This is a genomic window from Sulfitobacter pacificus (assembly GCF_030159975.1).
Lineage (GTDB): Bacteria > Pseudomonadota > Alphaproteobacteria > Rhodobacterales > Rhodobacteraceae > Sulfitobacter > Sulfitobacter pacificus.
The window spans coordinates 3,356,361-3,374,368 of the sequence record NZ_BSNL01000001.1; the positions used below are offsets into that span (position 1 = coordinate 3,356,361).

At 60.2% G+C, this 18,008-nt stretch carries 14 protein-coding genes; 5 read left to right on the plus strand and 9 right to left on the minus strand.

What is annotated here, in order from left to right; all coding sequences use genetic code 11:
• Positions 1 to 28: 28 nt before the first annotated feature.
• The 4 genes from QQL78_RS16785 to QQL78_RS16800 are packed head-to-tail and all read right to left on the minus strand — an operon-like array spanning position 29 to position 6,724.
• Positions 29 to 2,071, minus strand: a complete 2,043-nt coding sequence (locus tag QQL78_RS16785) for a hypothetical protein (protein ID WP_284375040.1) — start codon at positions 2,069 to 2,071, stop codon at positions 29 to 31.
• Positions 2,068 to 4,839, minus strand: coding sequence for a DUF4159 domain-containing protein (locus QQL78_RS16790; RefSeq protein WP_284375042.1), 2,772 nt, complete (start codon positions 4,837 to 4,839; stop codon positions 2,068 to 2,070). Before QQL78_RS16790 ends, QQL78_RS16785 begins: the two co-directional genes overlap by 4 nt.
• Positions 4,836 to 5,720: a DUF58 domain-containing protein gene (locus QQL78_RS16795; protein ID WP_284375044.1), complete on the minus strand. Its 885-nt coding sequence runs from the start codon at positions 5,718 to 5,720 to the stop codon at positions 4,836 to 4,838. Before QQL78_RS16795 ends, QQL78_RS16790 begins: the two co-directional genes overlap by 4 nt.
• Positions 5,717 to 6,724 (minus strand): AAA family ATPase, encoded by a 1,008-nt coding sequence (locus QQL78_RS16800; protein ID WP_284375046.1) that lies wholly within the window; start codon positions 6,722 to 6,724, stop codon positions 5,717 to 5,719. The genes QQL78_RS16795 and QQL78_RS16800 overlap by 4 nt, the downstream gene beginning before the upstream one ends.
• Before the next feature lie 69 nt (positions 6,725 to 6,793).
• On the opposite strand from QQL78_RS16800, the gene QQL78_RS16805 reads away from it, so the two are divergent.
• Complete coding sequence (locus tag QQL78_RS16805) at positions 6,794 to 7,378, plus strand: DUF1285 domain-containing protein (RefSeq protein ID WP_284375048.1); 585 nt, start codon at positions 6,794 to 6,796, stop codon at positions 7,376 to 7,378.
• Complete coding sequence (locus QQL78_RS16810; RefSeq protein WP_284375050.1) at positions 7,379 to 8,137, plus strand: hydroxypyruvate isomerase family protein; 759 nt, start codon at positions 7,379 to 7,381, stop codon at positions 8,135 to 8,137.
• Between the two features lie 191 nt (positions 8,138 to 8,328).
• Here QQL78_RS16810 and QQL78_RS16815 read toward each other — a convergent pair whose 3' ends face one another.
• The 4 genes from QQL78_RS16815 to QQL78_RS16830 all read right to left on the minus strand — a co-directional run bounded on the left by QQL78_RS16815 (position 8,329) and on the right by QQL78_RS16830 (position 12,634).
• Positions 8,329 to 8,982: a glutathione S-transferase gene (locus QQL78_RS16815; protein ID WP_284375052.1), complete on the minus strand. Its 654-nt coding sequence runs from the start codon at positions 8,980 to 8,982 to the stop codon at positions 8,329 to 8,331.
• Positions 8,983 to 8,987: 5 nt separating this feature from the next.
• Entirely contained in the window at positions 8,988 to 11,780 is a 2,793-nt protein-coding gene (polA, locus tag QQL78_RS16820) for a DNA polymerase I (RefSeq protein ID WP_284375054.1), read from the minus strand.
• Positions 11,781 to 11,920: 140 nt separating this feature from the next.
• Positions 11,921 to 12,100, minus strand: coding sequence for a zinc-finger domain-containing protein (locus QQL78_RS16825; RefSeq protein WP_025043144.1), 180 nt, complete (start codon positions 12,098 to 12,100; stop codon positions 11,921 to 11,923).
• 72 nt (positions 12,101 to 12,172) lie between these two features.
• The gene (locus QQL78_RS16830) at positions 12,173 to 12,634 is read right to left on the minus strand and encodes a DUF1203 domain-containing protein (RefSeq protein ID WP_284375058.1); all 462 of its coding nucleotides are present in this window, start codon (positions 12,632 to 12,634) and stop codon (positions 12,173 to 12,175) included.
• A gap of 142 nt (positions 12,635 to 12,776) precedes the next feature.
• Here QQL78_RS16830 and gpmI point away from each other — a divergent pair, with 142 nt between their 5' ends.
• The 3 genes from gpmI to QQL78_RS16845 are packed head-to-tail and all read left to right on the plus strand — an operon-like array spanning position 12,777 to position 16,761.
• Positions 12,777 to 14,294 carry a 2,3-bisphosphoglycerate-independent phosphoglycerate mutase gene (gpmI, locus tag QQL78_RS16835; protein WP_284375059.1) on the plus strand — a complete coding sequence of 506 codons (1,518 nt, stop codon included), beginning with the start codon at positions 12,777 to 12,779 and terminating at the stop codon, positions 14,292 to 14,294.
• A complete protein-coding gene (locus tag QQL78_RS16840; protein WP_284375061.1) occupies positions 14,291 to 15,418 on the plus strand; it encodes a murein hydrolase activator EnvC family protein in 1,128 nt (375 codons plus the stop codon). The genes gpmI and QQL78_RS16840 overlap by 4 nt, the downstream gene beginning before the upstream one ends.
• A 5-nt stretch (positions 15,419 to 15,423) precedes the next feature.
• A complete protein-coding gene (locus QQL78_RS16845; protein WP_284375063.1) occupies positions 15,424 to 16,761 on the plus strand; it encodes a S41 family peptidase in 1,338 nt (445 codons plus the stop codon).
• 77 nt (positions 16,762 to 16,838) lie between these two features.
• On the opposite strand, the gene QQL78_RS16850 is transcribed toward QQL78_RS16845, so the two are convergent.
• Complete coding sequence (locus QQL78_RS16850) at positions 16,839 to 17,897, minus strand: alpha/beta hydrolase family protein (protein WP_284375065.1); 1,059 nt, start codon at positions 17,895 to 17,897, stop codon at positions 16,839 to 16,841.
• Positions 17,898 to 18,008: the final 111 nt, after the last annotated feature.

Sequence of the window (18,008 nt, forward strand, 5' to 3'; positions counted from 1 at the left end):
GCCGTCACTGCTTTGGCCTGTCCTGCGCCTAGCGGCGTCCCTCGCGCAGCCATGCGGCAGTGATCAGACCAGCGGACAGCAGTAAAACCAGCCATCCCGGCAGGATCGCCGTCTGGCGAATATCGCGGGTTTCATAGGCCCCGCGCGGGGTGATCCCCAGCCAGCCGCGCCCTGCTGCCGGGCGCCCCGGGCGCACGTTGCGCAATCGGGGCAAGCCTTCTTCAAGCCGCGCCACACCGCCCCGCAGGGAGGTCACCAGCGGTGCCAGCGTCTCACCGCTGGCAATGGTTTCGATGAATTCGCGCGGTGCCGCAGGGCCAAGGCCGATCACCGAGGTCTGATCGCCATTATCAAGCCGGTAAAGCCCCATTTCCGGCCCTTCAAACGCCCCTTCAAATATGCCCGGTGCTGCTTCATCCAAGGGCACCTCAACGGTACGACCATCCGGTGTTGTCACCGTCACGGGCGGCACTGTTTCGCCAAGGGTGCGGCGGGTGATCCGCATGCTTTGCCCCTCGGCGGTGGCAACCAGTGCCTCTTCCTCAAGTTCGGGCTCTTTCATCATCCAATGGGCCAGACGGCGCAGCAATTCCAACTGCGGCCCGCCCCCTTCATAGCCGCGACTCCACAACCATGCATGATCAGAGGCCAGCAGTGCCACGCGCCCTTCATCGACGCGGTTCAGCACCAGTAAGGGGCGCCCGTCGATGCCTTCCATCACCACGTTGCCCTGCGGTTCGGCCACTTCAATCTGGCGCAACCAGCGGCCCCAATCGCCATTGTCCGGCAGATTGGTGGTCACCGGATGCCGCTGGCCCAGATCTGTCACTGTCGGGCTGTAGGGTTCTTCCAGCACGCGTGCGGTAGGTGTGGCCGGAATGACCGACCCCAGCGGGGAGCGGTAGATGCTGTCGGCACTTGCGAAATCGGGTCCGGCTGCGACCAGAACCGCCCCCCCCTGACGCACGTAATTCGCGACATTATCCAGATAAAGCGCGGGCAGGATGCCACGCCGCTGATAGCGGTCAAAGATGATCAGATCGAAATCCTCGATCTTTTCCATGAACAGCTCGCGTGTGGGGAAAGCGATCAGCGACAGTTCTGTCACCGGCACGCCGTCCTGCTTTTCCGGGGGGCGCAGAATGGTGAAATGTACCAGATCGACAGAGCTGTCCGATTTTAACAGGTTGCGCCATGTGCGCCCGCCGGGGTGTGGTTCCCCGCTGACCAGCAGCACGCGCAACCGGTCGCGCACCCCGTTCATCTGGATCAGCGCGGCATTGTTGCGATCGGTCAATTCCCCCTCTGCTTCGGGCAGGGAGAAGCGGATCACATTGCGCCCGCCGTGGGGCAGGGTGACGGGCAGCTCAAGATCCTGACCAATTGGCACACGAAACGTCTGTGCCGGTTCGCCATCGATGGAGATATCCAGCGGGGCAAGCGTCTCACCCGCAGGGGCATTGCCCAGATCGTCAATGCGCAGGGTCAGGGTGACCGGCTCGCCGATGATCGCAAAGGCGGGCGCGTTGCTGACCGTCAAACGCCGGTCCCAGTCGGCGTCTTTGCCTGTCATCAACAGATGCATCGGCGCGGGCAGATCGACGGGCAGATCAGCGTCATGCACACGCCCGTCGCTGATCGCCAGAATGCCGGCGATCCGTGCTTGCGGTTCCTCGGCCAGTGCATCGGTGATGGCCGTCATCACCCGCGTGCCTGCGTCGCCGGTACCATCGGACACCGCAATCCGGCGGATTTCGGTATTTGGGCGCGCCGTGATCTGCGCCGCCAGCGCTTGCGCCGCTTCGGCGGTTTGATCCGCCCGCCCGCCCAATTTCTGACTGGCGCTTTCATCCTCGACCAACAGCACAATATCGCTGAGCGGTGCACGGTCTTCCTGTTGATATGACGGGTTCGCCAAGGCACCCAGAACAACCGCTGCTGCCAGCCCGCGCAAGGCCCAGCCGTTCAGCCCGCGCAGAATCGCAAGGATCAGCCCAATCAGCGCGATGATGGTCACGACAATCAGCAGGGAAACCGGGATCAGTGGATCATATACAAGTGTTGCGGTCATTGGCCCAACCGTTCCAGCAGAGCAGGCACATGCACCTGATCCGACTTATAATTTCCTGTAAGCACATGCATGATCAGGTTCACCCCGAACCGGTTGGCCAGCTCGCGCTGGCGTTCGCCGCCATAGCCGCGCCCGATGGGCACAAGTGGCGCACCGTCGGGGCGCACGGCCCAGGCGGCGGCCCAGTCGTTGCCACCAATCACCACGGGCGTCACACCGTCATTCAGATTGCGAAACGGCATGCCCTCGATCTGTTCGGCATTGGGCGGAGCGGCCTCGACCCAGATGTCGCGGCTGGTGTGGCGGCCGGGAAAATCACGCAACAGATAGAAGGTGCGTGTCAAAACATGATCATCGGGCACGGGTTCCAGCGGTGGAATGTCCAGAGGCGCGGCAAGGTCTTGCAGCTTGCGACCATTCGGGCTGGCGGTGCCGAAACCGGCGATATTGCCGTCACGGGTGTCAAACAGGATCAATCCGCCAGAGCGCAGATAATCGTTCAATTTGACATAGGCCTCGGCAGAGGGGCGCGGTTGATCGGGTGTGACCGGCCAATAGAGGATCGGGAAAAACGCCAGCTCATCGGTTTCCAGATTAACAGAGGTTGCCGGTGCGGGTTCGATGGAGGTGCGGAAGAACAGCGTATCGGACAGCCCTTCCAAACCCGCCGCCGCGATTTCATCAACCTGCGGGTTGCCGGTGATGACATGGGCCAGCGATACCTCGGTGGTGGCGGCAAGGGCGAAACTGTCAGCATCGTTTTGCGCCTGTCCGGGGCTTGCGACACCAAGGAAAGGCAGCGCCAACAGGACAGCCACCGCCGCATTGCTGCGGTTCAACAGCCGCCCCGAGAGGGCAAGAGAGGCAACAATATCGGCCAAAAGTAACAGGATCGACAAGCTTAGAAGCCATCCCGCGATCGGTTGCTCAGGGGCCACGGCAAGACCACGCACCGGCACGTCCAGCGGCCAGCTCGCCGGGATCAGACTGCTGTCGGCAGTAAAGACATTCCGTGCCAGCCGTCTTTCGCCGCTGCTGTAGATGCCGGGGCGCAGGGAAGGACCGGCAGGTGCGCTGACCAGATCACCACCATCCACACCGGGAAGGTTGCCCGCATCCGACAAGGCACCGTACCCGTCCATGACCAGCTGTGGTATCCATGTGCTGCCAGCCAGATCACCGGCTTCCGGCGTGGCCGCAGCAGACGACAGGGCAAGCCGCTCAAGCATCTGCACAAACAAGCCGGACAGCGGCAGCGTCGACCATTCCGCCGTTGCGGTGACATGAAACAGAATGATCTGCCCTTGCCCCAGATTTTTGCGTGTGACCAATGGGGTGCCATCGCTCAGTGACGCAATCACACGTGCGGCCAAGGTTGGATCGGGCTGTGCCACAACCTGCGCTGAGACAACAACATCATCGGGAATGGGCAGGCCAAAGAACGGGGATGTGTCCTTGAAGGTATCCAGTGATTTCGGCTCGCCCCAACTCATCGCGCCGCCCACGCTGCGGCCCCCGGCACGCAGGCGCACAGGCATCAACGGGTCTTCGTCAAACCGGCTGATGTCACTGGCGGCAATTCGCGGACCGGCAAAGCGCACCAGCATACCGCCCTGATCGATCCATTCCAGCAGCGGGGTTGCTTCTGCATCGGCCAAGGTCGCCACATCGGCCAGCACAATCACATCAGGATTGGCAGGCAGCACATCGGCAATGGAACCGTCAATCAGATCCGCGGTCGGGGCCAAGGCCTGTTCGATGTAATGCAGCGGCGACAACAATTGCAGGCCTTCGCGGTCACTGTCACTGCCGATCAGGGCAACCTCTCGGCGGCGCAGGGCGTCATCGACCAGCGTGATTGCCCCAGCCGAGCGTTGTCCGGTAATGGCAAATCCGGTGATCCGCGCGCGCAGCTCTGCGGGCAGGGACAGTTCAGCACGGGCCGTGGTTGCGCCGCTTTCAAACACCGCCTCGGCAGTCGCCAGAATACGCGCATTGCCAGCGGGGTCACGCCCTTCGGCCTGAATTACCGCGGCCCGTTCCGGGCCGGGTATCGCGCGGGCCAGCGAGAGTTTGACCACACTGTCCTCATAGGTTGCAGGTGCAATGGCCAGCACATTGGCAGCCGTCTGATAGACCTCAACCGCGCCCTGTGCCTGCATCGTGTCCAACAGCGCATCACGCCCCTCAAATTCAAGCGAATCGCTGAACCAGAGTGTGTCAAACCCGCCAAGACCTTCCATGATCTCAACAGCTTTGGTGATATCGGCGGAGGAGGGCTGCCATGCAGCAGGGGCCAGACCGGCCAACCGGGAACGCCAGACATCCGCTGATTGGAATGCAGGTGCATCGGGCCGGGTCAGGGTCAGGAAACCAACGGTGCGTTCGGCGCGGCTTGCGCGGATCAGCTGTGCCTCTATCGCGGCGGTTTGTTCGGGCCAGCGCGTTGCCCCTGCCCATGATCCATCCAGCACGATCAGCAAGGGACCGTTCCCGGACGTCTGATCGGCCTGCGGGTTCAGCACCGGTCCGGCCAGTCCCAGAATGATCGCGGCCACGGCCAGCATACGCAGCAGCAACAGCCACCATGGCGTGCGGTCTGACACGGTTTCATCATCATTCAGCCCGAGCAACAGCGCCACGCCAGGAAAGCGGCGGCGGATCGGGGCAGGCGGTACCGCGCGCAGGATCAGCCAGAGGATCGGTAGCGCCAAAAGCGCCAGCAACAGCCACGGCGCGGTAAACCCGATGCTACCCAGAACCGTCACGCGGCCACCCCTGCGCGGGCGTCCAGCGCCCCATATAACCACAAGAGTGCCGATTGCGCAGAGTTATTGGTGTGGTGCAGCCCGTATTGCCAGCCGGTCAGGGTGCAGAGGCGCTGCAACTCTGCCTTGCGGGTCGCCAGACGCTCCAAATACCGCGCTTTGAGGTCATTTGCCTTAAGGGTTTCATGGCGCAAGGTGCCGCCGACACTTTCGAAGATTGTGCGGCCAGTGAAGGGAAACAGCTCTTCCGAAGGGTCAAGCAGGTGATAGATCACCCCGCGCACACCCCTGTCTGCCGCCTTGGTCAGCGCGGTTTGCACCCCGTCAAGATCGCCCATGAAATCGGATATGAAAACCGCGCGGGCATGCGGGATCATGGCGCGATGTTCCGGCGGGCTGTAGTCGGTGTCATCATCCTGACAGAAGATTTCCGCCAGCCGCAGCACCTGCGGATTGCCACTGCGCGGGGGCAGCCGGGTGCCGGTCAGGCCGACCCGTTCGCCACCACGCAAGAGCAGGATGGCCAAGGCCAGGCCCAGCACACGGGCACGATCCGCCTTTTCCGGCAGACCCTTATCAGAGGTATACCGCATGGAGGCCCCCTGATCGACCCAGAGCATCACCGATTGCGCAATCTGCCATTCGCGTTCGCGTACGAATTCCTGATCCCCCATGGCCGAACGGCGATGGTCGATCATCCGCCGGCTATCGCCGTGCTGTGCCGGGCGGTATTGCCAGAAATCATCGCCTACACCTGACCGCCTGCGCCCATGTGCGCCCAGCAGAACCGCCCCAGCCAGATGTTCGGCACGGGCCAGCAGCGCAGGCAGGCGGGCGGCCTGATCCTCGGCGGTGGCGCGAAGAGTGACGGGGGTATTCACGCGGCTGCTTTCGTTCCGGTCAGGCTGATGGCGGTTTCATCAATCAACCCTTGCAGGCTGTCACCCCGGGCGCGCGCGGCAAAGTTCAACGCCATGCGGTGTGACAATACAGGGCGTGCCATGTCCAGCACATCTTCGGCGGAGGGGGCCAGTCGCCCCTGCAACAGGGCGCGTGCGCGGACCGCCAGCATCAGCGCCTGTGCCGCACGTGGGCCGGGGCCCCATGCAACCGTGTTGCGCACCCGCTCGCTGGCCCCGTCTTCTTCGGGGCGGAACGCGCGGACCAGATCAAGGATCAGCTCTACCACAGAGTCACCCACCGGTATGCGCCGCAGCAGGCGCTGCGCGTCCAGCAGCTCCTGCGCGGTGAAGACCTGTGTGGATTGCGCATCGGTGTCACCTGTGGTCGCCAGCAGGATGTCACGTTCTGTATCGCGGTCAGGATAGGCCACGTCGATCTGCACAAGGAAGCGGTCCAATTGCGCCTCTGGCAGGGGGTAGGTGCCTTCCTGCTCAATCGGGTTCTGGGTGGCCAGCACGTGGAACGGAATGCCAAGGGTGCGATCCTGCCCTGCAACGGTCACGGTCTTTTCCTGCATCGCCTGCAACAGGGCCGATTGGGTGCGCGGGCTGGCGCGGTTGATTTCATCGGCCATCAACAGTTGGCAAAACACCGGCCCTTCAATAAACCGAAAGGCGCGGCTGCCGTCGGGGGCAGTATCCAATACTTCTGATCCCAGAATATCAGCAGGCATCAGATCCGGCGTAAACTGAACACGGTTTCCGTCCAAGCCCATCACGGTGCTAAGGGTTTCGACCAAAAGGGTTTTCCCCAGACCGGGCAGGCCGATCAGCAAGCCGTGTCCACCGCATAAAAGCGCGGTCAGCGTCAGGTCGACCACCCGTTCCTGCCCGATAAAGCGGTTGGTGATGGACCGTTTGGCTTCGCCCAGCTTTTCGCCCAATGTTTCAATCTGGGCCACCATGTCGTCGGCTTGGGTCATGACATTTGCTTCCTAAGGATTATATCGGTTTAGTCTAACCTACCTCTTTCACAGGAAATGGCAAAAGCAATGAGCGGACAAAAAACCGTTACCCCGACTGCAAATACACTGGCAGAGGCTGCGCGTGCGGCGAAAACGCGCGGATTGCCGCCGTTGGAGAAATGGAACCCGCCCTTTTGCGGTGATCTGGACATGCAGATCAAGCGCGATGGCACCTGGTTCTATGAGGGCACGCCGATTGGTCGGCCCGAACTGGTGAAGCTTTTCTCTACGATTCTGTGGCGGGAAGGGGACAAGTATTTCCTTGTCACGCCGGTTGAGAAGGTTGGTATCACGGTTGAGGATGCGCCGTTTGTGGCGGTGGATTTTGAGGCGGATGGCGCGGGTGATGCGCAAAAACTTAGCTTTATCAGTAATGTAGGTGATGTTGCGATTGCGGGCCCATCCAACCCGATCCGCGTTGAGCGTGACCCCGAAACCGGAGAGCCCGCCCCCTATGTTCTGATCCGGCGCAATCTGGAGGCGCTGATTGACCGCAAGAGCTTCTATCGTCTGGTTGAATTGGGTGTGCATCATGACGGCTGGTTTGGGCTGTGGTCAGAGGGTGAATTCTTTGGCATCATAGCGTCAGATGAATTGCCGCAAGAGGCCTGAATGTCACTGAAATTTGCCGCCAACCTTAGTCACTTATGGCCCGAGCTGCCTTTTCTGGAGCGTTTCGTGGCCGCCGCCGCAGCGGGGTTTGAAGCGGTTGAAGTGCTGTTTCCCTATGACATTGCAGCCAAGGAAATCCAACGTGCGCTGATTGCCAACGGTCAGCGGCTGGTGCTGATCAACGCGCCGCCGCCGAATTACACCGGTGGCGCTCGCGGATTTGCGGCACAGCCGGAAATGGTGGAGCGTTTTCAATATGATATGAAGCGTGTCTTTCGATATGCTGAGGTATTGAAAGTGCCTTTTGTGCATGTGATGACCGGCGTGGCCGAAGGGGACGCGGCGAAACAGACCTTGATCGACAATCTGAAATGGGCGTCGTCAGAAGCACCCGAGGGGCTGACCCTGACGCTGGAGCCGCTGAACGCGGTGGCGCAGCCGGGGTATTTCCTGAACGATTACGCTCTGGCTGCAGAGGTGCTGGCGGCGGTGGATGCGCCTAATGTGGGGCTGCAATACGACAGCTATCATGCGCAGATGATCCATGGTGATGCGGTGGCGGTGTTTGATCAGTACCTGCCGCTGATCCGGCATATCCAGATCGGGGACTCGCCGGATCGTGGGGCACCGGAAACCGGTGAGGTGGATTTTGACGGGCTGTTTGAACGGATCAGGGCGGCAGAATATGCTGGTTGGATCAGTGGTGAATATTCTCCCAATGGGCCGAGCGAGGAGAGTTTGGGCTGGATGCTCCGCTAACCCGACCACCAAGAGAGAGCCTCAATCTGAAATTGGTTAACGCCCTTGTTTTCAAGGGCGAATCGGCTGTGCCATGTGTACACCCCCCGTGCACCCCCGATACACCCTGCGGTGCACCTTTTGCGGTTTTGGGCAGGGGTTAACCCGGCGTGCGTCGGTGTTGCGTTAACGACATGTCAACGCTCGGTGGTTTATTCCGGGAAATAGAGCGGCGCGTCACCGGATTGCCAAGGAGGGTATTTTGACATGATTTGAGCAAAGGCGGCAGAGTCCAGAAATGCAGTAAGCCAGGCCTGAAGCTTCGGCCATGGCTGCGCGTCAAACCACGGCTTGTCGATAAAGGCGAACTGGCGGATGAAGGGCAAGGTCGCGAAATCGGCAAGCGTTGGTTTGCCGTAGATGTATCCGTCAATTTGTTGGTCCAGCTCGCCTAGGAAACCGGCGGCGATGGCGCGGTGTTCCTGCGGGTCTTCATCGGGGTAGCGTGTGGCATATTTGGTGCGATCAAGGGCGGTTTTGAACTCCCCGTCCACACGGGCGATCAGGGCGTGACCGTCCGGGGGCATGTTCAGCCACCCCTGTGGATCGGCGTGGTTCAGTGCCCACAGCATGATGTCGAGGCTTTCGTCGATGACACGGGCGTCCGTGACCAAGCCGGGTTGCACTGACACGGGCTGCACTGACAAACAAGGGACCGTGCCGCTGGGCGAGGTATCAAGGAAGGCCTGCGGTTTGTCGCGCAACAGGATCTCGCGCAACTCGACCCGAATGCCAGAACTGGCGATGGCCAGACGGGCACGCATTGCATAGGGGCACCGCCGAAAGGAATAGAAAATCGGCAGCATGATGTTTAATGCGCCTCTGCCCAATTGGCCCCTTGTCCTGCGTCAACGGTAAGCTTGACGGCGAGCTTGACCACAGGATCATTGGCGTTTTCCATGACATCACGGGCGGCTGTAATCAGCGCCTCCTCATGTCCCTGATCCACCTCGAACAAGAGTTCGTCGTGGACCTGTAGCAACATCGTGGCGGGCAGATCCTTGATTGCCTCGGGCATGCGGATCATCGCGCGGCGGATGACATCGGCAGCTGTGCCCTGAATCGGCGCGTTGATCGCGGCGCGGGCGGCGAAACCGGCATGTGGTCCCTTGGCGGTGATATTGGGCGTGTGGATTTTGCGCCCGAACAGGGTTTGCACAAAACCATGCTCTTTGGCAAAAGCCTTGGTGTCGTCCATATAGGTACGGATGCCGGGGAAGCGTTCGAAATAACGGTCGATGAACCCTTGGGCTTCGCTGCGCGGAATACGCAGGTTGCGGGCGAGGCCGAAACCGGAAATGCCATAAATCACGCCAAAGTTGATCGCCTTGGCACGGCGGCGAATGTCGGGTGTCATTTCGTCCATCGGCACATCGAACATTTCAGAGGCGGTCATGGCGTGAATGTCATCGCCACGGGCAAAGGCTTCCTTGAGCGCAGGAATGTCGGCGATATGGGCAAGGATGCGCAGCTCAATCTGGGAATAATCCAGGGCAACCAATGTCTTGCCTTCTTCTGCAATAAAGGCCTCGCGAATGCGGCGGCCTTCCTCTGACCGGATCGGGATATTTTGCAGGTTCGGATCGGTTGAGGCAAGGCGTCCGGTAGAGGCTCCCGCAATGGAATAGGAGGTGTGCACGCGACCGGTGTCGGCATTGATATGGGTTTGCAGCGCGTCGGTATAGGTCGATTTCAGCTTGCTGAGCTGGCGCCAGTCCAGCACGCGTGCGGGCAATTCATGTTCGGTGGCTAGGTCCTCAAGGATATCAACGCCGGTGGCATAGGCCCCGGTTTTACCCTTTTTGCCGCCTTCGATCCCCATTTCATCAAACAGGATTTCGCCCAATTGTTTGGGAGAGCCGACATTGAACTTGCGGCCTGCAATCTCGTAAATCTCGTCTTCCAGCCCGGCCATTTTTTGGGCAAAGGCGTTGGACATCCGGCTGAGCGTGTCGCGGTCCACCTTGATTCCGGAACGTTCCATCGCCGCAAGGACAGGCACCAGCGGACGCTCCAGCGTTTCATAGACTTTGGTGACCTGCGCGCTGTGCAGCTGTGGTTTCAGGAATTGCCAGAGGCGCAGGGTGATATCCGCATCCTCCGCCGCATATTGAACCGCCTTGTCCAGCGGCACCTTGTCAAAGGTGATGGCCGATTTGCCTGACCCCAGCAGGGGTTTGATCGGGATCGGTGTGTGGTTCAGATAGCGTTCCGACAGGGTGTCCATGCCGTGGTTATGCAGCCCTGCGTGCTGTGCATAGGACATCAGCATGGTGTCATCAAAGGGCGCAACGGTGATGCCGATTTGGGCAAAAATCTTGGCGTCGTATTTCATGTTCTGGCCGATTTTCAGGATCGTCGGATCCTCCAGCATCGGGGTCAACATGCGCAGCGCGTCTTCGACCTTCATCTGCCCTTCGGCCAGATCGTCAGAGCCGAACAGATCGTCGCTGGCACCGGCCTTATGAATTAACGGGATGTAACAGGCGGTACCGGCTTCGGTGGCCAGTGATATGCCGACAAGCTCGGCGGTCATTTCATTCAGGCCGGTGGTTTCCGTGTCGACGGCGACATAGCCAACCTCGTAAATCGCATCAATCCAGCGCTGAAGGGCGTCGGCATCGCTGACCTGTTCATATTTTTCAGCGTCGAACGGGATATCCGCAACCAGCGGCGCCTCAGGCGCGGCGGGGGCATCGGCGATAACCGGTGCTTCTTTGCCCATCTGGTCGGCAATGCGTTTGGTCAGGGTGCGAAATTCCATCTCGGCAAGAAAACCCAACAGGGTTTCAGGATCGGGGTCGCGCACCTCAAGGTCATCAATGGTGAAATCCAGCGGGGTGTTTTCATCCAGCTGCACCAGACGGCGGGAGAGGCGGATTTGTTCCTCGTTGTCGATCAGGGTTTGGCGGCGTTTGGGTTGTTTGATCTCGCCGGCGCGTTCCAGCAGCCCGTCCAGATCGCCGTATTCATTGATCAAAAGTGCCGCGGTTTTGATGCCGATACCGGGGGCACCGGGCACATTGTCCACCGAATCGCCAGCCAGCGCCTGCACATCAACCACCCGTTCGGGATAGACGCCGAATTTGGCGAATACGCCCTCGCGGTCGATGCGGTTGTTCTTCATCGCGTCCAGCATTTCAACGCCATCGCCGACCAGCTGCATCAGGTCCTTGTCGGATGAAATGATCGTGCAACGCCCCCCGGCGGCGCGGGCCTGAACGGCGAGGGTGGCGATGATATCGTCGGCCTCGAAGCCCTCTTTCTCTTTGCAGGCAATGTTGAAAGCTTCGGTTGCGCTGCGCGTCAGGGGTATCTGCGGGCGCAGATCCTCTGGCATTGCGTCCCGGTTGGCCTTGTACAGATCATACATTTCGTTGCGAAAGGTATGGCTGCCCTTGTCGAAAATCACCGCCACATGGGTGGGGGCATCCGGGCCGGTGTTGCCTTCGACGTAGCGGTGCAACATGTTGCAAAATCCGGCAACCGCGCCGATGGGCAAGCCGTCAGACTTGCGCGTCAGGGGCGGCAGGGCATGATAGGCGCGAAAGATAAATGCAGAACCATCGATCAGATGCAGGTGGTGGCCTTTGCCGAATGTCATGCGCAAATCTCCTCTGGTGCATGTCCCCTAATGCCACGAAGCGACAGGCGCTGCCAGCAAGGTTATCCGCGACCCCCGGCTTCATCTTGCCAATAAACGCATCCGCCGTCGCGCCACCCGCAGGCAGATGAGTTCAGCGCTTAAACTTTGCCTTCAAAATCCGCATGTACGAATTTGCAATCGCAATAGCCGCATTCGACAAACCCGGTGTCTTTGGGGATTTGCAGCCAGACACGGGGATGGCCCAACGCCCCTTCGCTGCCGTCACAGGCGATGCGGTAGGTGTTCACGACCTTGGTTTCTGGCGCGGGCTGGCTCATGGGGATGTCCTTGGCTTAGGCTGTTTCTTGCCCCTCGTTATGCCCAAACAGCGCTGGCGCGGCAAGGGTTGGTTAGCCCCGGTCGATGCGCAACTGATAACAATTGTTCCGGGCAGAGCGGACATGGATGTAGGCGACGCTGGGATCGGTAAAAACAGCTTCGACATAGGTGGGGATATCGGCGGATGGGACGATCTTGCCGGTGCCATAGACGATGCGGTCCTGCGCGCAATATCCCTTGAGCAGATAATCGGGTGAGGTGGTCAGGATCTCGGGCATTGCACCTCCGCCGCCACGGGGGCAATCGGATGCACAGAGGAATATCGGTCCTGTTTCAGCATAGGCATGGTGCCTGTCAAAGGGCCGGTGGGCAAGGATCAGCATGGGGGCACCTTCGGGTATGTTGCACAGGCAGTGGCGGCAGGGATTGCCCGCCCCGTCCGAGATGCTGCGTTCGCAGGGCATGTTATAAGCGTCGGTCGCGTCGCTTTGCAGGGCGCTGACGGTGGCGGTGGGCAGGGCGGTGAATTGCATGTCTGAACTCCTTTAACCCGCTGATTGTTGTACAAGCCGCAGCCCCGGCCAATCCGGTTCTTGCGCAACCTTCGGATAAGCGGTTCACGCCACGCAGCTAAGGGGGTAAAAGGCGCAAGGAAAACGGCTGAGGCGCAAAATAATGAACATCCCTAAACCTGTGGTTCTGTGCATTCTGGACGGGTGGGGTCTGAGCCCTCGGTCCGAGGGCAACGCCCCCTTGCTGGCGCAAACGCCGACAATGGACCGGATCATGCGGGAATGTCCCAATGCGACATTGACCACCTTCGGGCCCGATGTGGGTCTGCCGCGTGGGCAAATGGGCAATTCCGAAGTGGGCCATACCAATATTGGTGCCGGGCGCGTGGTGGCGATGGATCTGGGGCAGATCGACCTTGCGATTGAAGAAGGCACATTTGCGCGGCAGGAAGCCTTGCTTGAGTTTATTGGCAAGATGAAGGCAAGCGGTGGCACGGCCCATTTGATGGGTGTGGTGTCTGATGGCGGGGTGCATGGGCATGTGAGCCATATGATCGCGGCGGCGCGTGCGCTGGATGATGCCGGTGTGCCGCTTGTGATCCATGCGGTGACGGACGGGCGCGATGTGGCCCCGCGATCCGCCAAAGCGTATTTCGAAGCGTTGGAGGCGGCCCTGCCAGCGGGTGTTAAAGTTGTCACGGTCACCGGGCGGTATTTTGCCATGGACCGCGACAACCGCTGGGAGCGGGTGGAAAAAGCGGTGCAGGTGATTTTGCGCGGCGAAGGTTTGCCCGAAAATACGGCGCAGGGGGCGGTGGATCAGGCCTATGCGCGGGGCGAGGATGACGAGTTTATTCAGGCCACTGTGCTGGGCGGATATGGTGGCGCACAGGATGGTGATGGGTTGTTCTGTCTGAACTTCCGTGCCGATCGCGCCCGCGAGATCTTGGCGGCCTTGGGCGATCCTGCCTTTGACAGTTTTGCAGTTGGTGCACGTCCTGAATGGGCGGCGCTGATGGGGATGGCGCAATATTCAACGGCCCATGCGGCCTATATGAGCACGATGTATCACAAGCCCGAGCTGGCCAATACCTTGGGCGATTGGGTGGCTAAACAGGGGTTGCGCCAGTTCCGTCTGGCCGAGACAGAGAAATATCCCCATGTGACGTTTTTCCTGAACGGGGGTGAGGAGGTCGCGTTTGAGGGTGAAGCCCGCCAGATGCCGAAATCACCCAATGTCGCGACTTATGATCTGCAACCCGAGATGTCCTGCGGTGAGGTGAGTGACCATTTGGTCGCGGCGATTGAAGAAGGTTATGATCTGATTGTCGTGAATTATGCCAACCCCGATATGGTCGGGCATACCGGTGATCTGAAAGCAGCGATGGCCGCATGCGCCGCGGTGGATGCGGGGCTGGGGCGTGCGCTGGAGGCGCTGGAAAAGGCGGGGGGCGCGATGATTGTGACCGCGGATCACGGCAATTGCGAAGTGATGATCGACCCTGAAACCGGCGGGCCGCATACGGCGCATACGCTTAATCCCGTGCCGGTTATATTGGTTGGTGGCCCTGACGGCGCGGTTTTGCGGGACGGGCGGTTGGCCGATCTGGCCCCGACCCTGTTGGAATTGATGGGGTTGGAACAGCCAGATGAAATGACGGGTGTGTCCTTGATCAAATGAAGTATCTGGCCCTCCTTCTGACGCTGTTCTGGCCTGCCACGCTGGCGGCGCAATCCATTGAGGAGCAGGCCCGCGCGGCGGTATCCGCATTGGAAGCGGCATCGGGTATGCTGGATCAGGCGGATGGCGCGCGCGACAGGGTGCGGGCCCTGACCCAGACCATACAGGCCTTTGAAACCGGCTTGGGTGCGATGCGGGCCGGGCTGCGTCAAGCGGCGATCAATGAGGCGCAGTTGACCGCCAAACTGGCGTCGCGCGATGGCGAAGTGGCGGATCTGCTGGGAGTATTGCAAAGCATGGGCGGGGTGCCGTCGCCCGTCATCCTGTTGCATCCCGAAGGGCCAACCGGCACCGCCCGGGCGGGCATGTTATTGGCAGAGCTGACACCGGCGTTGAACCGGCGGGCGGATGCCCTGCGCCAGGATCTGGAAAATGTGCAGACCCTGCGGGCCTTGCAGACCGATGCCGCCAAGCGGCTTCAGACCGGGTTGACCGAAGTGCAATCCGCCCGCACTGCGCTTAATCAGGCAATGGCAGAGCGTACCGATTTGCCCAAGCGGTTTACCGCAGACCCGGTGCGCACCGGTATTCTGATCGCCTCGACTGAAACGCTGGACGGGTTTGCCAGCGGCTTGTCCGAAATTGTGACGGATGAGGTTGAACCGGCCCCTGTGACGTTGGACGGGAAAATCGGGGAGCTGCCGTTGCCGGCGCAAGGGTTGGTGTTGCGACGCGCGGGAGAAGCGGATGCGGCAGGTGTCAAACGCCCCGGTCTGATCCTTGCCACGCGTCCGGGCGCCATCGTCACCAGCCCGACCGCCGCGACGATCCGCTATATCGGCGGGTTGCTGGATTTCGGCAATGTGGTGATTCTTGAACCGCAGGCCAATACGCTGTTTGTCATTGCGGGGTTGGATGTGGTTTACGGTGAGGCAGGGCAGGTGATTGCGGGAGGCACACCAATTGGGCTGATGGGGGGTGCAACCGCTGAAATCGGCGAAGAATTGTCACCCCTTCGTGAAGGGTCTGGCACAGAGCGTTCAGAAACGCTCTATATAGAAGTAAGAGAAGAAAACACGCCACAGGATCCAGCATTATGGTTCCGAACGGACGAGGATGGATAGTTAAGATGAAGAAGTTTGTAATGGCGGCCCTTGGGGGCACGGTACTGGGGGTGATTGCCACGACCCAGATTGCGGCCCCGCTGTTGGCGCAGGAAAGTGCCAAGACAGAGAATGTCTATGAGCAGCTGGACCTGTTTGGCGATATTTTTGAACGCATCCGCGCCCAATATGTCGAAGAGACTGATAGCAGCGAGCTGATCGAGGCGGCGATCAACGGCATGTTGACCTCGCTTGATCCGCATTCCAGCTATCTGTCGCCCAAGGACGCGGCCAAGATGCGGGAACAGACGCGTGGCGAGTTCGGCGGTCTGGGTATTGAGGTCACGCAGGAAGAGGGCTTTGTCAAAGTGGTGTCGCCGATTGACGGCACGCCAGCCGATGAAGCGGGCATCGAAGCGGGCGATTTCATCACCCATGTGGATGGCGAGACCCTGTTGGGTCTGGTGCTGGATGATGCGGTTGAATTGATGCGTGGACCGGTGGGGTCTGAAATTGTCATTACCGTGGTGCGTGAGGGCGAAGCCGAGCCGTTTGATGTGACGCTGACCCGCGCCACGATCCAGTTGACCGCGGCGACAGCGCGCACCGTGGGCGAAACGGCGGTGCTGCGTTTGACCACCTTTAACGAACAGACCTATCCGAAGATGAAGGAGGGCCTTGAGGCGCAGGTTGAAGCGGCGGGTGGTATCGAGAATATCAACGGTATCGTGCTGGATCTGCGCAACAATCCCGGTGGGTTGCTGAATCAGGCCATCGCGATTTCGGATGCCTTCCTTGAGGAGGGCGAGATCGTCAGCACCCGTGGCCGCGAGCTGGCGGATGGCGACCGTGTGAACGCAACCCCCGGTGATCTGAGCCAAGGCAAGCCGATTGTGGTTCTGATCAATGGCGGGTCCGCGTCGGCATCTGAGATTGTTGCCGGTGCCTTGCAGGATCATCGTCGCGCGATTGTTGTCGGGACCAAGAGTTTCGGCAAGGGATCTGTTCAGACGGTGATGCCGCTGCGGGGCAACGGCGCGATGCGTTTGACCACGGCGCGGTATTACACGCCGTCAGGCCGGTCGATTCAGGCGCTGGGCGTATCCCCTGACATCGTCGTGGAGCAGCCGCGTTTGAAACCGGAAGCGGATGAAGAGGAAGAAAGCCTTCTGCGCCCGCGCCGCTCTGAGGCGGATTTGCGGGGCAGTCTGAACAATGACAGCCTGACAGAGGATGAGGTCAAACAGATCCTTGAAGACCGTTCCAAGGCCGAGAAAGCGGCGGATCTGCGCGAAGAGGATTATCAACTGGCCTATGCGATTGATATTCTCAAGGGATTGTCCGCATTGGGGCCGAAAGAGTGATCCTTGTGATCTAATACTAAAAACAAAAAAGGCGGCAGGGTGTTACCCTTGCCGCCTTTTTACTTTCTTGCTTGCCCCTAAAATACCGATTGCAGGTTGCTGACAATCATCTGGGTTAACTCCGCATGGATCTCTGCTCGTGAGCGGCCCCCTGCGTCGTCGCACAGGGCGTCCAACTCGCCTTCATCCTCCAAAATTGCAGCGCCCTTGGCTTTGCACTGTGCCAGAAAGCTGAAGTGGACCGCATCGGACACCGCTGCATAACGCGCCTGCGGGATCAGCGCGGCGGCCTCTTTGGCATAAACGCCAAGAGGCACGGTTTCTTCGGCCCCGAGATTGATCACAAACATCGGGGTCTCGATCTGTTGCAGGCTTTCCGGCGTCATGGTTTCGACGATGCCCGGATCGACAATCACAGACGCCTTGATGCGGGGATCGGTCAGGTCCTGTGCGGCAGGTGATAGATCAAATTTGTGCAGATCAATCCCGAAATGCGCAAGGAAGGCGCAATCGGACATGCCGTGATCGGTTTCGTCACAAAAACGCTGTAACAGATCGGGGTTCACCCGCGCGCCGGACAGGGCCATTGCGGTATATCCGCCCGCTGAAAACCCCAAGCTGGCGATGCGGGTTGTGTCGATGAAAGGATAGGCGTCGGGGTGGCCGGTGATTTCATCAAGAACGGCTGATACATCTTTGGGCCGCTCCCAGACCCGTACCGCCGCTTCTGCAGAGGCATTGCCGGTTGTGGTGCCGGGGTGGTTTGGCAGCACCACAACAAATCCCGCCTTGGCCAAGGCCGCCGCGATCCAGCCGAATTGTCCCGCATTGCCACCTGCCCCATGTGACATCACCACCAAGGGATGTTTGCCGCCGGCGTGGGGCGCATCGCGGCCAGCCGGCGTGCCGTGGAACACGCCATTGCCCCCCACGGTGACGGCACGCCCGCCCGGTTGAGCAGGATACCAGATGTGAAAATCCACCTCTGTCTCGCGCACCGGAGCAAAAGCGGCCCCATAGGTAAAACCGGTTGTGCCCGCATAAGGCGGGCGGGTGATTTCATAGCCTCCCCATGCAGCGGCACCCAAAGCGGCAAAGATGGCGGCGGTGCTGGCGAGTGTTTTGACATTGAACATGATCGTGGTCCTTTTGGCGAAAGTGGAAGTGATGCACCGGACCTAGGGAAAGGGGGCGTTGCGGGCGTCCTGAAACGCGTTTCAGGTCGTCCTGCATCACGATCAAGGATA

Bases quoted from the DNA above. Each gene is read 5' to 3' on its own strand.
- QQL78_RS16785 (WP_284375040.1), bottom strand. From the start codon at position 2,071: ATGACCGCAACACTTGTATATGATCCACTGATCCCGGTTTCCCTGCTG.
- QQL78_RS16800 (WP_284375046.1), bottom strand. From the start codon at position 6,724: ATGACCCAAGCCGACGACATGGTGGCCCAGATTGAAACATTGGGCGAA.
- QQL78_RS16805 (WP_284375048.1), top strand. From the start codon at position 6,794: ATGAGCGGACAAAAAACCGTTACCCCGACTGCAAATACACTGGCAGAG.
- QQL78_RS16810 (WP_284375050.1), top strand. From the start codon at position 7,379: ATGTCACTGAAATTTGCCGCCAACCTTAGTCACTTATGGCCCGAGCTG.
- QQL78_RS16815 (WP_284375052.1), bottom strand. From the start codon at position 8,982: ATGCTGCCGATTTTCTATTCCTTTCGGCGGTGCCCCTATGCAATGCGT.
- polA (WP_284375054.1), bottom strand. From the start codon at position 11,780: ATGACATTCGGCAAAGGCCACCACCTGCATCTGATCGATGGTTCTGCA.
- QQL78_RS16825 (WP_025043144.1), bottom strand. From the start codon at position 12,100: ATGAGCCAGCCCGCGCCAGAAACCAAGGTCGTGAACACCTACCGCATC.
- QQL78_RS16830 (WP_284375058.1), bottom strand. From the start codon at position 12,634: ATGCAATTCACCGCCCTGCCCACCGCCACCGTCAGCGCCCTGCAAAGC.
- gpmI (WP_284375059.1), top strand. From the start codon at position 12,777: ATGAACATCCCTAAACCTGTGGTTCTGTGCATTCTGGACGGGTGGGGT.
- QQL78_RS16840 (WP_284375061.1), top strand. From the start codon at position 14,291: ATGAAGTATCTGGCCCTCCTTCTGACGCTGTTCTGGCCTGCCACGCTG.
- QQL78_RS16845 (WP_284375063.1), top strand. From the start codon at position 15,424: ATGAAGAAGTTTGTAATGGCGGCCCTTGGGGGCACGGTACTGGGGGTG.
- QQL78_RS16850 (WP_284375065.1), bottom strand. From the start codon at position 17,897: ATGTTCAATGTCAAAACACTCGCCAGCACCGCCGCCATCTTTGCCGCT.